At 44.8% G+C, this 16,447-nt stretch carries 14 protein-coding genes; 8 read left to right on the top strand and 6 right to left on the bottom strand.

What is annotated here, in order from left to right:
* Positions 1-105 precede the first annotated feature (105 nt).
* Both ZYMOP_RS07785 and eno read right to left on the bottom strand, forming a co-directional pair.
* Positions 106-474: an FtsB family cell division protein gene (locus ZYMOP_RS07785; protein ID WP_013934780.1), complete on the bottom strand. Its 369-nt coding sequence runs from the start codon at positions 472-474 to the stop codon at positions 106-108.
* A gap of 40 nt (positions 475-514) precedes the next feature.
* Positions 515-1,804 (bottom strand): phosphopyruvate hydratase, encoded by a 1,290-nt coding sequence (gene eno, locus ZYMOP_RS07780; protein WP_013934779.1) that lies wholly within the window; start codon positions 1,802-1,804, stop codon positions 515-517.
* A 199-nt stretch (positions 1,805-2,003) separates the two neighbouring features.
* On the opposite strand from eno, the gene ZYMOP_RS07775 reads away from it, so the two are divergent.
* The 4 genes from ZYMOP_RS07775 to ZYMOP_RS07760 all read left to right on the top strand — a co-directional run bounded on the left by ZYMOP_RS07775 (position 2,004) and on the right by ZYMOP_RS07760 (position 4,365).
* Positions 2,004-2,621 (top strand): hypothetical protein, encoded by a 618-nt coding sequence (locus tag ZYMOP_RS07775; RefSeq protein ID WP_013934778.1) that lies wholly within the window; start codon positions 2,004-2,006, stop codon positions 2,619-2,621.
* A 2-nt stretch (positions 2,622-2,623) separates the two neighbouring features.
* Positions 2,624-3,145, top strand: a complete 522-nt coding sequence (locus tag ZYMOP_RS07770) for a phage holin family protein (RefSeq protein WP_013934777.1) — start codon at positions 2,624-2,626, stop codon at positions 3,143-3,145.
* Between the two features lie 61 nt (positions 3,146-3,206).
* Positions 3,207-3,524 carry a hypothetical protein gene (locus tag ZYMOP_RS07765; RefSeq protein WP_013934776.1) on the top strand — a complete coding sequence of 106 codons (318 nt, stop codon included), beginning with the start codon at positions 3,207-3,209 and terminating at the stop codon, positions 3,522-3,524.
* Positions 3,525-3,780: 256 nt separating this feature from the next.
* Positions 3,781-4,365 carry an MlaC/ttg2D family ABC transporter substrate-binding protein gene (locus ZYMOP_RS07760; protein WP_013934775.1) on the top strand — a complete coding sequence of 195 codons (585 nt, stop codon included), beginning with the start codon at positions 3,781-3,783 and terminating at the stop codon, positions 4,363-4,365.
* A 72-nt stretch (positions 4,366-4,437) separates the two neighbouring features.
* Here the strand turns inward: ZYMOP_RS07760 and ZYMOP_RS07755 are convergent, their stop codons facing one another.
* The 4 genes from ZYMOP_RS07755 to carA all read right to left on the bottom strand — a co-directional run bounded on the left by ZYMOP_RS07755 (position 4,438) and on the right by carA (position 10,222).
* Positions 4,438-5,076 carry a rhomboid family intramembrane serine protease gene (locus ZYMOP_RS07755; protein WP_013934774.1) on the bottom strand — a complete coding sequence of 213 codons (639 nt, stop codon included), beginning with the start codon at positions 5,074-5,076 and terminating at the stop codon, positions 4,438-4,440.
* 16 nt (positions 5,077-5,092) lie between these two features.
* A complete protein-coding gene (gene greA / locus ZYMOP_RS07750) occupies positions 5,093-5,569 on the bottom strand; it encodes a transcription elongation factor GreA (RefSeq protein WP_013934773.1) in 477 nt (158 codons plus the stop codon).
* An 81-nt stretch (positions 5,570-5,650) separates the two neighbouring features.
* A complete protein-coding gene (carB, locus tag ZYMOP_RS07745; RefSeq protein ID WP_013934772.1) occupies positions 5,651-8,983 on the bottom strand; it encodes a carbamoyl-phosphate synthase large subunit in 3,333 nt (1,110 codons plus the stop codon).
* 66 nt (positions 8,984-9,049) lie between these two features.
* Positions 9,050-10,222: a glutamine-hydrolyzing carbamoyl-phosphate synthase small subunit gene (carA, locus tag ZYMOP_RS07740; protein WP_013934771.1), complete on the bottom strand. Its 1,173-nt coding sequence runs from the start codon at positions 10,220-10,222 to the stop codon at positions 9,050-9,052.
* A gap of 245 nt (positions 10,223-10,467) precedes the next feature.
* Between carA and ZYMOP_RS07735 the strand changes: the two genes are divergently transcribed.
* From ZYMOP_RS07735 to rpoD, 4 genes are all read left to right on the top strand, one after another.
* Entirely contained in the window at positions 10,468-10,926 is a 459-nt protein-coding gene (locus ZYMOP_RS07735) for a GatB/YqeY domain-containing protein (protein WP_013934770.1), read from the top strand.
* Between the two features lie 217 nt (positions 10,927-11,143).
* On the top strand, positions 11,144-12,064 hold the full coding sequence (locus ZYMOP_RS07730) for an AEC family transporter (RefSeq protein ID WP_013934769.1): 921 nt from the start codon (positions 11,144-11,146) through the stop codon (positions 12,062-12,064).
* Positions 12,065-12,443: 379 nt separating this feature from the next.
* Positions 12,444-14,318 (top strand): DNA primase, encoded by a 1,875-nt coding sequence (dnaG, locus tag ZYMOP_RS07725; protein ID WP_013934768.1) that lies wholly within the window; start codon positions 12,444-12,446, stop codon positions 14,316-14,318.
* Entirely contained in the window at positions 14,319-16,322 is a 2,004-nt protein-coding gene (gene rpoD / locus ZYMOP_RS07720; protein WP_013934767.1) for an RNA polymerase sigma factor RpoD, read from the top strand.
* The last annotated feature ends 125 nt before the right edge of the window (positions 16,323-16,447 follow it).

Raw genomic sequence — 16,447 nt, 5'->3', positions numbered from 1 at the left:
AAAATTGTCTATTTAGAATGAAATTATACTGAAAGGCACAGGGTATTTTTTTCTAAGGTGAAAAATACCCTGATTTTTTATAAAAATAGCAAGAAATCGTAAAAATTACTTCTGATTATCCAGAATCAAAACCTCATCAGGTCTAATTTGACGGGTTTCTTTGCGGACTAATTCATCAGCATAATCAGGATCAGTAGCCTTAGGATTAAGGAGCGCAATTCGATTGGCAAGCTGGTTTTTCTGTGCTTCCAAAGCCGCTAATTCCGTTTTTCGGATAGCAAGCTTCTGACGATATCCATCAAGAGAAAACAGACCATTTACCCCGACAAGGGCATTACCGATAAAAACCCCCAGCACAAGCAACATAAGGGCGGGACCAATCGCGGCACGAAAAAGGCTATTTTTTGAACGAATCAGGGACATGAAGCCTATAATTACCGCTTTAAGCGATAAATCAAGGCTCAATGTCCCCATTCAGTTAGAGCCGTTTAAAAACCGATTCTAGCTGCGATTCTTACTTTGCTTTTTTAAGAACAGAACGACCTGCATATTTTGCGACCGAACCTAATTCTTCTTCAATCCGCATCAGCTGGTTGTATTTAGCGATACGTTCTGAACGGCAAAGGCTACCAGTCTTAATCTGGCCACAGTTGGTGGCAACTGCAAGATCAGCAATCGTGGTGTCTTCGGTTTCACCAGAACGGTGAGACATAACAGCCGTGTAAGAAGCGTCGTTTGCCATGTTAACAGCAGCGAGCGTTTCAGACAGAGAACCGATCTGGTTGAACTTCACGAGCAGTGAATTAGCAATACCGCGTTCGATACCATCAGCAAGACGCTTCACGTTGGTCACGAACAGATCATCGCCGACCAACTGGATCTTGTTACCGAGCTTTTCGGTAAGAACCTTCCAGCCTTCGAAGTCATCTTCGGCCAAACCATCTTCGATGGAATAGATCGGATATTTACCACAAAGTTCGACATAATAATCGACGAGCTGTGCAGAGGTCAGGACGCGGCCTTCACCCTTAAGATCGTAGATGTTCTTTTCTTTGTTGTAGAACTCGGAAGAAGCAGCATCAAGAGCGATGAATACATCTTCACCTGGCTTGTAACCAGCTTTGGAGATGGAATCGACGATGAAGTCAAGCGCTGAAGAGGCACTGTCCAAGCTAGGAGCGAAACCACCTTCGTCACCGACGTTGGTGTTCATGCCCTTGGCAGCCAGCTCTTTTTTCAGGGTATGGAAAACTTCCGTACCGATACGAACCGCTTCATGAATCGAGCTTGCACCAACCGGCGCAATCATGAATTCCTGAAAATCGATGGGGTTATCGGCATGCATACCACCGTTTACGATGTTCATCATCGGAACCGGAAGAACGTGAGCAGCCGTACCACCAACATAACGGTAAAGCGGAAGGCCACGTGCATCAGCAGCAGCCTGAGCAACAGCCAAGCTGACACCGAGGATAGCGTTAGCGCCGAATTTACCCTTGTTCGGGGTACCATCGAGCTTGATCATCGTCTGGTCGATCAGTTCCTGATCTTCAGCATCAAGACCAACAATGGCTTTTGCGATTTCGTTGTTAACAGCGTGAACGGCTTTCGTTACGCCTTTACCACCCCAACGGGTTTTATCACCATCACGAAGTTCAACAGCTTCGTGAACACCGGTGGAAGCACCTGACGGTACAGCGGCGCGGCCAAAGCTGCCATCTTCAAGCGTAACATCAACTTCAACGGTTGGGTTACCACGGCTGTCGACAATCTGACGTCCATGGATATTGACAATAGCTGTCATATCGAAACCTTTCTTAAATTCTTTAGACGAGTCTCTTTTGAACCCTGTCCGCGAATGATCTATCCTTCCTTGGCGCATATGGCAATTGTACTGTTGCAATGATTATATTGCTTATGGTGAAACGTTATCGCTTCTCATGCGATTCTATAATCAGAAGAGAGTGATTATTTTTTCCGTATTGAGTGACTGGAGATAGACAATGGCCGAAAATAAAACCACGTCAGATGTAGAATCATCTGCAAAAAATGCCGAAAATCAGGCAGAAAAGGGCGTTAAGGCCGTTAAAGAACAGGCTCATGAGACAGGTCATCCCTTAGCAAAATCGGCTTCTCATGTTGCAGGTAAGGTGATGTCACACTTATCCGATGCTAAAGATCATACTGAAAAAAAAGAAAGTAAGCTTCATCATTTGTTGCATGATCACCATTTTACGAATGGTAAACTTCATGAAATTGGCGAAGATGGTCGTCATAAAGCCATTGAGGCTGTTAACAATGTCGCCAAAATTGTCGATCAGACAGCAGAATTAGTTGCTGAAAACTTTGGTAGTTCTTATGGCGATTATATGCATAAAGCTTCAAAGCATATCGGAAAATTGTCGCAAACCATTAAAAATAAAAAATTAGCTGATCTGACAAAAGGCGGCCACGGTATCATCCGCCGTAATCCTGTTGTCTCAGCGGGTGTCGCGGCTGCCATGGGATACGCTCTTTATCGCTTTGTCAGCCACAGAAAGCGTAAATGTGAAGAAAATCACCACTGTAATCATCAGGAAAGCAGTGCCCCTTCTTCTGACAGTAGCCAGCAGGATTCCTAACATTGACGCTTCATAACCCAAGCGAAAAAGACCTTCAAACTTCCGAAGATATTGCTACGGCTTTGTCTCATGCTGAAATTGATCCCGTAGCGGCAGAAAAAGTCGCTATGGGATTAGAGGATGACGAAGCAGCGGTTGCACGCGCAGAAGCGAATTTAGAGGAAGATGAATTAGAACAAGAAGCGGCTGATGAAAATGATTTGATCTATGAAGATACAGGTATTTTTCAGTCCTTCCAAAATTTAATTCAGGCAGGAAGAGACTTTTTCGATCGTGAAATAGACCTTTGTCGCGAGATTATCGTCGTACGCGTCAAACGTATCGCTAAGGCTGCTGCTGCATTGGTATTAGCCGTGGCTTTAGCGATAGTGGGTTTGATTGGTCTTCTGGTAGGTATTTTCATTGCTCTTATCCACGTTGTTGGGGCTTTGGGAGCAGGTCTGATTTATGCTGGTGTCGCCTTACCGGTTGCGGTGGTTTTAGTATTGGTAGCGCGTCATTGGCTTGTGAATCCATCGCAATAGGTTTCCGTTTCACCCAAAGGCTGTGATTCTGAAAGGAAACTGCCTGAAACAAGGCAAGGATATGATGCTCCATACTTCTAAAATTAATCGAAAAAAAGCTGAGGCAGAACAAGCGCGTATGAAGCTTATGGTTTCGCTGGATGATGTTACCAATCATCTACGTCCAGGATCAATTGCGCGTAGTCTTGTCAAATCAGTCGTAAAAACCGGAAAAAAAACGGTTAATCGCCTTAATCAAGAAGCCCAGCAACGTCCTATTGTGGCCGTAGCCGCCGCTAGTGGTCTTGGTTTTTTCTTCCTGTGGCGTTCCTCTCTTGGAGGAATGGTTATCCGACTTATCTTTTCTTTCTTTAAGAAGAATGAGCCCAACCCTTCCTAAAAAGAAAAGAATTCAATCACGGTTCAGATAACGATTTGTAGGCTGTACTGGTCAGTATGATTTTATATATACGCCATAGTATATTTTTTGTACTGACTAGTATTATTGATTCGCCCGAAATAACCGTAGAGAAATATCTGGGCTCCCACAGGTCATTCTCCTTACTTCTGAACATCGGTCGAATCAGCAAGATGCCAAAATATGGCTTCCGCTTTGAAAACCGACTTCTCCGACATTAGTCCGAGAAAGGAGAATTATGAAAAGCATCCTGAAAAACTTTACTATTCCCGCTATTTTTGTTTCCATGGCAGCACCAGTAGTAGCGGCTATTGATAGCCAGACGCCTTCGGGTTTAATCAATGGGCTGATAGATGAAGGTTTGACCATTGCAAAATCCAATGATCAATCCCATGCGCGCCAAAAATTCAGAACTTTATTAGGACAATATTTTGAAGTTGACCAAATCGGCGATAGTCTGATTCGGCGCTGGAAACCCCAGATAACCTCAGAGCAACTAGCAGCGTATCAAAAGGCCTTACCTAATTTTATTATTAACACTTATGCGAATCGCATCTCGGATTATACTTCTGCCAAAGTTAAAATTATTCGTATTATTCCGGCTGGTGATGGGGCGGCGGTTTTATCCCAAGTCACTAAAACAGGGGCACAGCCCGTCAATGTCATTTGGACGCTGGATAAAACAGCGGACGGCTATAAAGTCAGCAATATGACGGTAGCTGGTATTAATCTTTTGATAACACAACGTGCAGATTTTGATTCAGTGGTAGAACATAAAGGTTTTGATGCATTAGTAGCCATGCTTCAGGCGCGTGCTGAATAAAATATGTGTAGGTTAAAAAATAAGGACTAATCGCCGTCGCCGTTTTTGGTCTTTTTTATAAAGATCCAATTTTTAAAAATTAATAAATCTTTTATGATAATGGAAACGTAGCAACGGACGAATGAGAAGAAGACCAATTAAAAATCCCCCGATATGAGCAGGAGTCGCAATCGAAATATCATTGCTTTCGCTAAAACCGATCAGGGTTTGAATAATAATCCAAGCACTAGCCAACCAGAAAATATGAATAAGATGGTTTAACCAACGATAAGAAAAAAACTGGCGCTCTTGGCCAAATAAAAGCGCATATGCCCCAAATAAAGCCGATATAGCCCCACTAGCCCCTATCATTGGATAATAACTGGTTGGGTTAATCCAATATTGCGAAAAGGCCGAGACATAAGCGCCGACGATATAAAGAAAAACAAAATTGCCGCTGCCAATTACCATTTCAACATAGCGGCCACAAAAAGCCAGCATCAACATGTTGAAACCAAGATGCAATATCCCTTCATGTACCACCGTAGCTGAAAGGGGTGTCAGCCAAAACGGCAATGAAGGGATACCAGAATGCCAGCCATTTAGACGAGCTGGTATAAAACCAGCCGCCATAGCCCATAAATCCTGATGATGAGTCAGTATCGACGCAAGCCAAAAACCAGAGGTTATAATAACCAATCCAATGGTTGCGCGAGCAGGAGGCAGCCTCACGCCCTAAAATCCAAGCTTAAATAAATTCAATTTTGGAAATCAGATAATAGCGGTCACCTGAAGGTACAGTCACCTCGATTTCATCATCAACTTTACGGCCAATTAAAGCGCGTCCAAGGGGTGAATTATAAGAAATTCGACCACTTTTGGCGTTTGCTTCGGTCTGACCGACGATTTGATATTTAACCGGTTTATCATCTTCATCTAAGAGATGCACGGTCGCCCCGAAGATGACTTTATCACCTGATAGCGTCTTGGGATCGATGATAAGTGCGCGACTCAGTTTGCCTTCAATATCGGCAACCATCGCTTCGACTTGTCCTTGCCGTTCTTTGGCAGCATGATATTCTGCATTTTCAGACAAGTCACCATGCGCGCGCGCTTCTTCGATCGCGTCGATGATTTTAGGCCTTTCAGCCTGTAATCGAGCCAGCTCCTCGGTCAACATATGATGACCTTCAATAAGCATTGGTATTTTTTCTTGGGCTGCCATAGGCAATATCCCCTAAACGATAAAAGTAAATCCCATAAAGGGCTAAATATAACCCCATTAGCACTCAACAAATGGCTGGGATCAGACGTGCATCAAGGCATGATAGGATTGTAAAGAGCGGACTTCAAGCTTTCGCGCTTTAATTGCGACAATAGCTTCAGCGGCGATCACAGCCGCAGCGGCTGTCGTGAAATAAGGCACAGGTGCTAAAACAACCGAAGAGCGGATAGAGGCCGAATCCTGAAGCGACTGCCATCCTTCTGTTGTATTGACCACTAAAGCAATAGCACCATCTTTGATAAGATCCACAATATGGGGTCTACCTTGCCGTACTTTATTAACCCGATCTACGGGAACACCCTGCTCTTTTAGGTAGTTGGCTGTGCCATCAGTAGCAACCAATTTAATACCCAAATCGGTTAAAGCCCGTAAAGATTCCACAATCTGGGCTTTGTCACTATCTTTTACTGAAATAAAGAAAGTTCCTGAGCGTGGTAAAGCATTACCGGCAGCCAGCTGTGCTTTGGCAAAAGCCATCGGGAAATCTATATCGATTCCCATGACTTCACCCGTGGATTTCATTTCCGGGGATAATACAGGATCAACCCCAGGGAAACGCGCCCAAGGGAAAACCGCTTCTTTGACGGCGGTATAGCCTTTGGGCCAACTGATTTCCGGCAAATTGCGTAATTTCTCACCTGCCATGACCCGTGCAGCCACCTGTGCAACAGGTCGGCCATCGGCTTTCGCAACAAAAGGTACCGTACGGCTGGCTCGGGGATTAACCTCGATAAGGTAAACCTGACCATCCTTAACTGCAAATTGAACATTCATTAGCCCTTGCACCTTTAAAGCGCGCGCTAACTTATCAGTTTGAGTTTTAATCTCGGCAATAATATTTTCAGGCAGGCTATAAGGCGGAATAGAACAGGCGCTATCGCCTGAATGGATACCCGCTTCTTCAATATGTTGAAGAATGCCTGCGACAACGACATCATCCCCGTCAGCAATAGCATCAACATCAACTTCGATAGCATCGCGAAGATATTGATCAATAAGTACCGGAGATTCTCCCGATACCTTAACCGCTGTATGAATGTAGTCGTCAAGCTGACGAGGGCTATCAATGATTTCCATCGCGCGCCCCCCTAAAACATAGGAAGGTCGGATTAAAATCGGATAACCGATACGTTCAGCAACCGTAATCGCTTCATCACGGCTCCGCGCGATGCCATTGGCAGGTTGTAACAGCCCTAACTGAGTTACCAAGGCTGAAAAGCGTTCACGATCTTCGGCCAGATCAATCGCATCAGGGCTAGTGCCCAAGATAGTAATACCGGCCTTTTCGATTTCAGCCGCCAATTTCAAAGGCGTCTGGCCTCCAAACTGCACAATAACACCAGCAAGGGTACCTTTTTGCTGTTCTTTATACAGGATTTCTAGCACATCTTCGCCCGTTAATGGCTCAAAGTACAAGCGGTCGGAGGTGTCGTAATCAGTTGAAACCGTTTCTGGATTACAGTTGATCATGATTGTCTCATAACCCACCGCTTCCAAGGCAAAACAGGCATGACAACAGCAATAATCAAATTCTAAGCCCTGCCCAATTCGGTTGGGACCGCCCCCCAAAATAACGACCTTCTTTCTATCTGTCGGTTGCGATTCGCATATCGCTTCGCCAAAGAAAGGCGCTTCATAAGTGGAATACATATAGGGCGTTTTGGCTTCAAATTCGGCAGCGCAACTATCAATACGCTTAAAGACGGGTCGGATATTCAGACTGTGACGGAGTGCACGCACTTCTTGTTCTGTAATACCGCCTGTCATGGCCGTCAGAGCGTCGTGAACAATACCCGAGCCCGCCGCCTGCGCCTGCCCCAATCCACGGATATTCGAGGATTCGAGCGCCAGTTTAGCAAGGCGTTGGTCAGAGAAGCCGAGCGATTTCAACTGACGAAAGGCTTCCGCATCCAAAGGCAGGCCATTTTTGATAATCTGATTTTCAGCAGTAATGATTTCGGCTAATCTTTCGATAAACCATGGATCATAAGCCGTAATATGGCAGATTTCAGCAACGGTCATGCCTTCCCGTAAGGCTTGCGCGGCTACTAATAAGCGATCAGGCGTCGGCTTGGCTAATTCAGCCTCAATAACAGAGTGATTGGCGCCTACTAAATTTTCAACCGGATCGAGACCCGAAAGACCGCTTTCAAGTCCCCGTAACGCCTTTTGCAGACTTTCAGGGAAGGAACGACCAATCGCCATCACTTCGCCAACCGACTTCATAGCGGTTGTCAGTAAGGGTTTTGCATTTTTAAATTTTTCAAAGGCGAAACGCGGTATTTTTGTAACGATATAGTCAATTGTCGGCTCAAAACTAGCCGGCGTTGCCCCCGTTATATCATTAGTAATTTCATCAAGGGTATAGCCTACGGCTAATTTAGTAGCCACTTTGGCAATAGGAAATCCCGTTGCTTTGGAGGCAAGCGCAGAAGAACGGCTAACCCGTGGATTCATCTCGATCACCACTAGTCGGCCATTTTCAGGATTTAAGGCAAACTGCACATTTGAGCCACCCGTTTCAACCCCGATTTCCCGTAATACTGCGATCGCGGCATTTCGCATAATCTGATATTCTTTATCAGTCATGGTTAATGCAGGCGCAACTGTGATAGAATCTCCGGTATGCACCCCCATAGGGTCGATATTTTCAATCGAACAAATGATGATACAGTTATCATGGCGGTCGCGAACGACCTCCATTTCGTATTCTTTCCAACCAATGACTGATTCTTCGATCAGCACTTCACGCGTGGGAGAAGCCGCTAAACCGCCGGAAACAATATCGATAAATTCTTCTTTATTATAGGCGACCCCGCCACCCGTTCCGCCCATAGTAAAAGAAGGCCGAATAATGGTAGGTAAACCCACATGGGCAAGGCCATCCAAGGCCTCTTCCAATGAATGCGCGACAGAAGAACGCGGACTTTCAAGTCCAATTTTATCCATCGCCTGACGAAATTTTAAGCGGTCTTCTGCCTTATCAATGGCAGTCGCATCCGCGCCTATCATTTCACAGCCGTACTTCTCTAACGTCCCATCACGCGCCAAGGCTAAAGCGGTATTTAAAGCGGTCTGCCCCCCCATGGTAGGCAACAACGCATCGGGGCGTTCTTTTTCAATAATACGGGCAACAACTTCGGGTGTAATGGGTTCGATGTAGGTTGCATCCGCCATATCGGGATCGGTCATAATGGTGGCCGGATTGGAATTGACCAGAATAACCCGATAGCCCTCTTCCCGCAGGGCTTTACACGCCTGTGTACCGGAATAATCGAACTCACAGGCCTGACCAATGACGATCGGGCCAGCGCCGATAATCATAATCGATTGAAGATCGGTTCTTTTAGGCATCACAAAAACCTTAGCGGGAAAGAAGAAAGGAAAAGAAACGAAGAGGAAATGCGGAGAACCCGCATTTTATTGTTCCCTCTTAATAAGATCGACGAATTTAGAAAACAGATAATGACTGTCTTGTGGGCCAGGGCTGGCCTCAGGGTGATATTGCACCGAAAAAGCAGGCCGATCTGTTAGCTCGATACCGGCAAGAGAACCATCAAAGAGCGAAACATGCGTCTGGCGGGCACAGGATGGTAAACTTTTTGTATCTACCGCAAAACCATGATTCATAGAGGTAATTTCGACTTTACCATCCCCTAATCTTTTGACGGGATGATTAGCGCCGCGATGTCCCTGATGCATTTTGTAGGTAGAAGCGCCAACAGCTAACGCCAGAAGTTGATGACCCAAGCAGATACCAAATAACGGCATTTTAATATCTAACAACTGCTTAATCAACGGCACTGCATATTCTGCGGTTGCCGCCGGATCACCCGGTCCATTCGAGAGGAAAACGCCATCGGGCTTATAAGCCATGACCTCATCAAAGTTAGCCGTCGCTTTGACAACAGTAACCCGCGCGCCAGCACTGACTAAATTTCGAAGGATATTATATTTTAATCCATAATCAATTGCCACAACATGGGGGCCACCAGCATTTTGGACATGTGAAGCATAGCCTTCTTGTAAGGACCATACCCCCTCATCCCACTGATAGCTCTGATGGGTAGAGACCTCTTTTGCAAGATCCATACCCTTTAAACCAGGCCATGAACGTGCGGTTTCAATTAGCGCGGCAATGTCAAAGATACCCTCTGGATTATGGGCGATGACAGCATTTTGAGCCCCACCCATACGCAATAAACTAGTTAAGGCACGGGTATCTACTCCGGATAGGCCGATGCGATCGTGATTTTTTAACCACGTATCAAAACGCCATAAACTACGAAAGTTAGAAGGCGCTGTGACATCATCCCGGACTACACAACCAAGAGCATGCAGGGTATTTGCTTCGACATCCTCTCTATTAGCACCGACATTACCGATATGGGGAAAAGTGAAATTGATGATCTGGCTGGCAAAACTAGGGTCCGTCATGATTTCTTCATAACCGGTCATAGCGGTATGGAAACAGACTTCGCCTACTTTTGCGCCGGTAGCACCAAAACCACGGCCCCATATCATTTTACCGTCGGCTAAGACCAAAACCCCGGTTGCGCCTTCCGGGGGGCGTGCAGATATGGGATCGGCCACCTATGGAGCTCCTTTTCATGCTGGCGGGAAATAGATAAACGGCGCATCAGTAAGGGGGGCGGTTTATCTGGTCAATCTATTAAAATGAACAAATATGCGCTATTTTACCCGCTTTCTTTCTTTCCCCCGTTTATTTCTCGGATAATTACCCTGTTTCCCGGTCTGATATCCGTTTTATATATGGTTGTTTTTTTACCCAATAACAGAGATGAATCCCCCTAATTCCCAAAATAAAGGCAGTTTTTATGATAAGAGATGATGTCAAAGCCGCATTAATTACGGCTATGAAAGCGCGCGATAGCGAAACCACCGCCGCGCTTCGCCTGATTCAGGCGGCTATCCGGTATCGTGATATTGAAGAACGCACCGGCAATGATACCATTGATGATGATAAGCTTGTTATCGAAGTATTGTTAAAAATGGCTAAGCAACGCCGCGAATCAATTGATATGTATGAAAAAGGCGGTCGGCCAGAATTGGCAGCTAAAGAAGAGGCCGAATTAAAAACGATTAATAGCTTTTTACCCAAACAAATGAGCGAAGAAGAAGCCAAAGTCGCTATTACGGGTTTGATTGCGGAAACTTCAGCGAGCTCTATCAAAGATATGGGTAAAGTGATGGCACTTATAAAAGAGCGCTATGCTAGCGAAATGGATATGAGCAAAGCAGGTCCTTTAGTAAAATCATTATTAAATAATAATTAAATTCACATACCAATAAACTATAAATAAAAAGGCAGATAGAGCGTAACTATCTGCCTTTTTATTTCAATATTTTTACATTAAAAGATATTATTATCTATGATTCAATATAATGTCATACAACATATGTCTTATTTTAAGAATAATTCTTTTTTAAAAGAAATTGTACCGTTTACTCCGATTATAAATCTTAAATATTTTGGGCTAGCGAGCGCATAAAATGTTAGATCAAATGCTCGTATTAGCGGCCATTATCACTTTAGGCGCAATATGCCATCGGATTAGTTGGATATCCCATAAAGGCGCGGCAGAACTTTCGCGCCTTGTCGTCAATGTATTTAATCCGGCCCTTATTCTATCGGGTGCAGGGTATGCGGCCAAAGAAACTAATTTAGATGGCATTATCCTTAACTTTGTCATCGCTTCACTAGTGTTTATAGGCTTAATCTTTGTCGCCTATCTTTATAACAATATTTCCCGTACTTTGAAAGATCAACGGCCCCTTTACGCTTTGCTCACTGTATTCCCCAATGTCGGTTTTATGGGCATTCCCGTAGCGCAATCTATTTTTGGGCCATCCATTGTTATTGATGTCTCAATTTATATCCTTGTTTATAATATCCTGATTTATACCTATGGCGTCTATATCGTTCAATCGGCCAGCGATCAGACGGTTACGCATTTAAATCTTGCCACTTTAAAAAAGCTGCTCAATCCCGGATTTATGGCCTGTCTCGCACTTATTCTTGTCTTGGCCACAGGTATCAAATTACCCAAATTTATAAATAATATGACCTTAGAAATGGGGCGTTGCGCAGTTGTGCTAGCCATGTTTTTAATCGGGGTATCTATTGCTCAGCATCGCCTTCTTGATATTATCACTAATCGTCGAATTTTAACATTTTCTCTCCTGAAAATGATTGTATTACCGCTTCTATTACTAGGTATTTTTAGAATAATAGGCTGGAATGATAGGGTATCTAAGCTGATTATCCTTATGATCGCTATGCCGGTCGGCAATATTACCGCCTTATTGGCGTTAGAATACGGCGCAGATGATACAATTTGCTCTCGAGCCATAGTTCTGACAACAGCTATCTCGTTAGGAACGCTTGTTCTTATTTCTCATTTTTTAGGATAAGGATCTGAAAATAGGCTGTCGAAAAGGCCCTATCTTTACCCTTTGAGATATTAAGATTTCCCTTATTTTTGGGATATATCTGATAAGCTTTGAACCATCTTTTCATCTAGAAAAATAATTTTTCTTCTGATAGAGGGGTATAATTACGGGGTGATTCGGTATTTTGCTTCTACCCGTTTTTTTATATCCTAATTCTATCCCTTTTGTCCGGGACGGTATCGTTAGATAGGATACGCATCAGGCCAATATTTTCCTGATGCTAAAATGGGTCAGCAATCATACCCATATCTTACAAAAAGTTCTGAATTTGTGGGCTGTCGGCAACGATAATTTCCCCCGCATTATCCGTTTTTCTGCTTTAGGGTCTGATGGGATAGTAATGACCACTGGTCACTTTCTTCCACCTGAATTTCTAGACGAGTTACGTCAACGGATAACGTTGTCTACTCTAATCGGCCGCAGCGTCAAGCTGACGCGCGCCGGAAGAGAATTTCGCGCTTGTTGCCCTTTCCATAACGAAAAAACCCCAAGTTTCTATGTCAATGATGAAAAAGGATTTTATCATTGCTTCGGGTGCGGTGCCCATGGCGATGCTATCCGATTTCTGACCGAAACGCGTGGCTTACCCTTCATAGAAGCGGTAAAAGAATTAGCAGCGCAAGTGGGGATGGATATTCCCGAACCCGATCCAAGAGCGATTCAACAAGCAAAACGGGCAGCTACCCTTTATGATGTGATGGCAGAAGCCGCCGAATGGTTTACAGCACAGCTTCACGGTATTGAAGGTACGCCTGTCAGGGCTTATTTACAGGAACGCGGCATATCTCCGGCGACCGCTGCCCGTTTTGGATTGGGCTTTGCCCCTAATGCTCGGGGGCGGTTAAAAAATGCTTTAGCCCACCACGGCCTTGAAAAACTGATTGAAACAGGTCTCTTGATCTCGGTGGAAGGGCGCGAACCTTATGACCGTTTCAGAGGACGCTTAATGATTCCTATCCGGGATCAACGTTCTCGGACAATTGCCTTTGGAGGGCGACGGTTAGAGGGTTTAAGCGGCTTGAATATCTCACCGGATGCAGGCCCAAAATATCTTAACTCACCGGAAACATCCCTTTTTGATAAGGGACATACCCTTTACAATTTGGATATGGCTAGCCAGTCTTCTCGTCAGCAACAACGTTTGATTGTCGTGGAAGGATATTTAGATGTTATCGGATTAGCAGAAGCGGGCATTTATGAAGCCGTTGCCCCTCTGGGAACCGCACTAACGGAAGCCCAAATTGAAAGACTTTGGCGGATGGATGACCACCCCCTGCTCTGCTTTGATGGAGATCAGGCGGGTCAAAAAGCGGCGGTAAGAGCAGCTGAGCGGGCTCTTATTCAAGCGCGTCCCGGAAAAACGCTGGCCTTTGTTACCTTACCCGCCGGTCAGGATCCGGATGATATAGTAAAGGAAAAAGGTAAGGATGGCTTTGAAGCCTTAATAAAAAACCCGTTTTCTCTAGGTGCGTTGCTGTATCGACATGAAGCAGCAAAAATAGATCCGAATGCGCCAGAAGCACGCGTGGGATTGTTAGAAAGACTGGACAGTCTAGCGGCCTCTTGCCGTAATACGGCTATCGCTCGTGAATATCGCCAGAGTTTACGGAACTTCTTCTTTGACAATTTTGGATGGAAGGGAAAAAAAAGACATGAGATATCTCCTCCTCCTGTTCTTGTATCACAGATTTCGACCGCAGAGATTGATCTCGAATATCAATATCTGCGGCAAATGCTAATCGGGCTGACTTTTTACCCAAAAGCCGTTACAGAGCGCCTCGAAAGGCTGAGTAAGCTCTCTATCAAAGATCCTGTTCTAACAAGATGGCGCGAATTATTAATAACCGTCATCCTTGATCAACCAGATCTTGATAGCGCCGCGATCAAGGCCATATTGAGAAAAGATCACGGCTTTCCGGCGGATAGTTGGGATATAGCGAAAGATATACGCTTTCCCTTTATGCGGCCAGGTATTGAACCAGCATTAGCAGTCGAAAGTTTGGTCGCCCTAATTGATCTTATGATCGAAGAACAGGATTTGGCGACCGAGGAAAGGCAGCTTAAACAGGCGTTTTCAGGAAAATGTCTGCTGGCTGATTATGAAAAATTAGAGGCAGTCGCCGCTTCGCTACGCAAGCGGCGTGCTGATTATCAGGAACGACGTTATATGCTCGGCGTGCAGTTCGAGCTTAGAACAAGGGTGGATGAAGGCTAGATGGCAGAGACGACTACGGCTGAAGCAAAAAAGAATGCCAGTGATGCGCCGCTGATCGATTTGAATGAAGCATCGATCCGTAAATTCGTAACACAGGCGAAAAAACGAGGCTATGTTACTTATGATCAGCTAAACGAGGCTCTTCCACAGGATCAGATGTCTTCGGAGCAGATTGAAGACATTATGTCGGCGCTTTCCGAAATGGGCGTTAATATTGTTGAAAATGAAGACGCCGGTGAAGATGGTCAGTCTGAAGAAGAAGGTGCCGAAGAACTACAGGGGGATGAAGGTACACCTGCCCCTGCAACCGTAGTCAAAAAGGAAACCAGTGATCGCACGGATGATCCTGTCCGTATGTATCTTCGCGAAATGGGCGCGGTTGAGTTATTAAGCCGTGAAGGCGAAATTGCGATTGCCAAACGGATTGAAGCCGGTCGCGATACGATGATCTTGGGACTATGTGAAAGCCCGATTACCTTTGATGCCATTATTGAGTGGTCTGATGCCTTGAATGAAGGCACCCTTCAACTCCGCGAGATTATCGATCTTGATGCCATGTTGTCTCAAGGACCTTCTCCTGAACAATTCGAGGATGAGGACGATGATAACGATAATGAAATTTCTGAACGTAACGCAGGCCCCACCTTTAAAGAAGATGATGAGGATGAAGAAGAAGGCGAATTAGACGAAAACGGTCAGCGTATTCACCGTGAATCGATAGATGATGAGGATGAAAATACCTTATCTCTTGCGCAGATGGAAGAACAGCTAAAGCCTGCCTCTTTAGAAAAATTCTCAAAAATTACGGATCTTTATCGCCAGTTTTCTACCTTACAAAGCGAGCGCATGAAGGCGCTTAGCGTGAATGAGGATTTCCCCACCGATAAAGAAAATGCTTATCAGCAGTTAAGGGAAGAATTAACGGCTGAGGTCGAAAGCGTTAAATTCCATAATGCCAAAATCGAATTTTTGGTGGAACAGCTCTATACCTTCAACAGCCGTTTACGCACCTTGAACGGTCAAATGCTTCGTTTGGCTGAACGCTATAAAGTGCCCCGTGATTCTTTCTTGAATGCCTATCTTGGCCATGAAATGGAAGAAGGCTGGATTGATCGGGTCACAAAAATTGACAAGAAATGGGCTAATTTTACCGCCAATGAAGTAGAACATATCGAACAGATACGTTCTGAAGTCGCTGATATTGCCCAAATAACCGGTATGACGCTGAAAGAACTGCGCCGGATTGTCACTATGGTGCAAAAAGGCGAAAGAGAAGCGCGTATCGCAAAAACCGAAATGGTGGAAGCCAATCTTCGTCTTGTGATCTCGATTGCCAAAAAATACACCAACCGCGGTTTGCAATTTCTGGATCTTATTCAGGAAGGTAACATCGGTTTGATGAAGGCAGTCGATAAATTCGAATATCGGCGCGGTTATAAATTTTCAACCTATGCCACATGGTGGATTCGGCAGGCGATTACCCGTTCTATTGCAGATCAGGCAAGAACCATCCGTATTCCGGTGCATATGATCGAGACTATCAATAAACTGGTGCGCACCAGTCGTCAGATTCTACATGAAATCGGTCGTGAACCCACGCCGGAAGAATTGGCAGAACGTCTATCGATGCCGCTTGAAAAAGTGCGCAAAGTGATGAAAATTGCCAAAGAGCCGATCAGTCTTGAAACCCCGATTGGTGACGAAGAAGATAGCCATCTTGGTGACTTTATCGAAGACAAGAATGCTATTATTCCGGTTGATGCTGCCATTCAGGCCAATCTGAAGGAAACGGTAACCCGTGTTCTTGCCAGCTTGACGCCTCGTGAAGAACGCGTTTTGCGGATGCGTTTTGGTATCGGTATGAATACAGATCATACGTTGGAAGAAGTGGGTCAACAATTCTCGGTGACGCGTGAACGTATTCGACAGATTGAAGCAAAAGCTTTGCGGAAATTGAAGCATCCTTCCCGTTCACGGAAGATGCGGAGTTTTCTTGACCACTAGAATTTAAACATTTTAAAGTAAAAAGGCGTTCTTTTAATGAGGACGCCTTTTTTGTATGAAGCAAAAATTATTAAAAATCGGCGGATAAATGCTGATAAATAACGTATCCGTTTAATATTGATAAT

Source organism: Zymomonas mobilis subsp. pomaceae ATCC 29192, assembly GCF_000218875.1.
GTDB lineage: Bacteria > Pseudomonadota > Alphaproteobacteria > Sphingomonadales > Sphingomonadaceae > Zymomonas > Zymomonas pomaceae.
The sequence above is the reverse complement of the archived record's forward strand: the minus strand, read 5'-3'. Positions and strand labels throughout refer to the sequence as shown.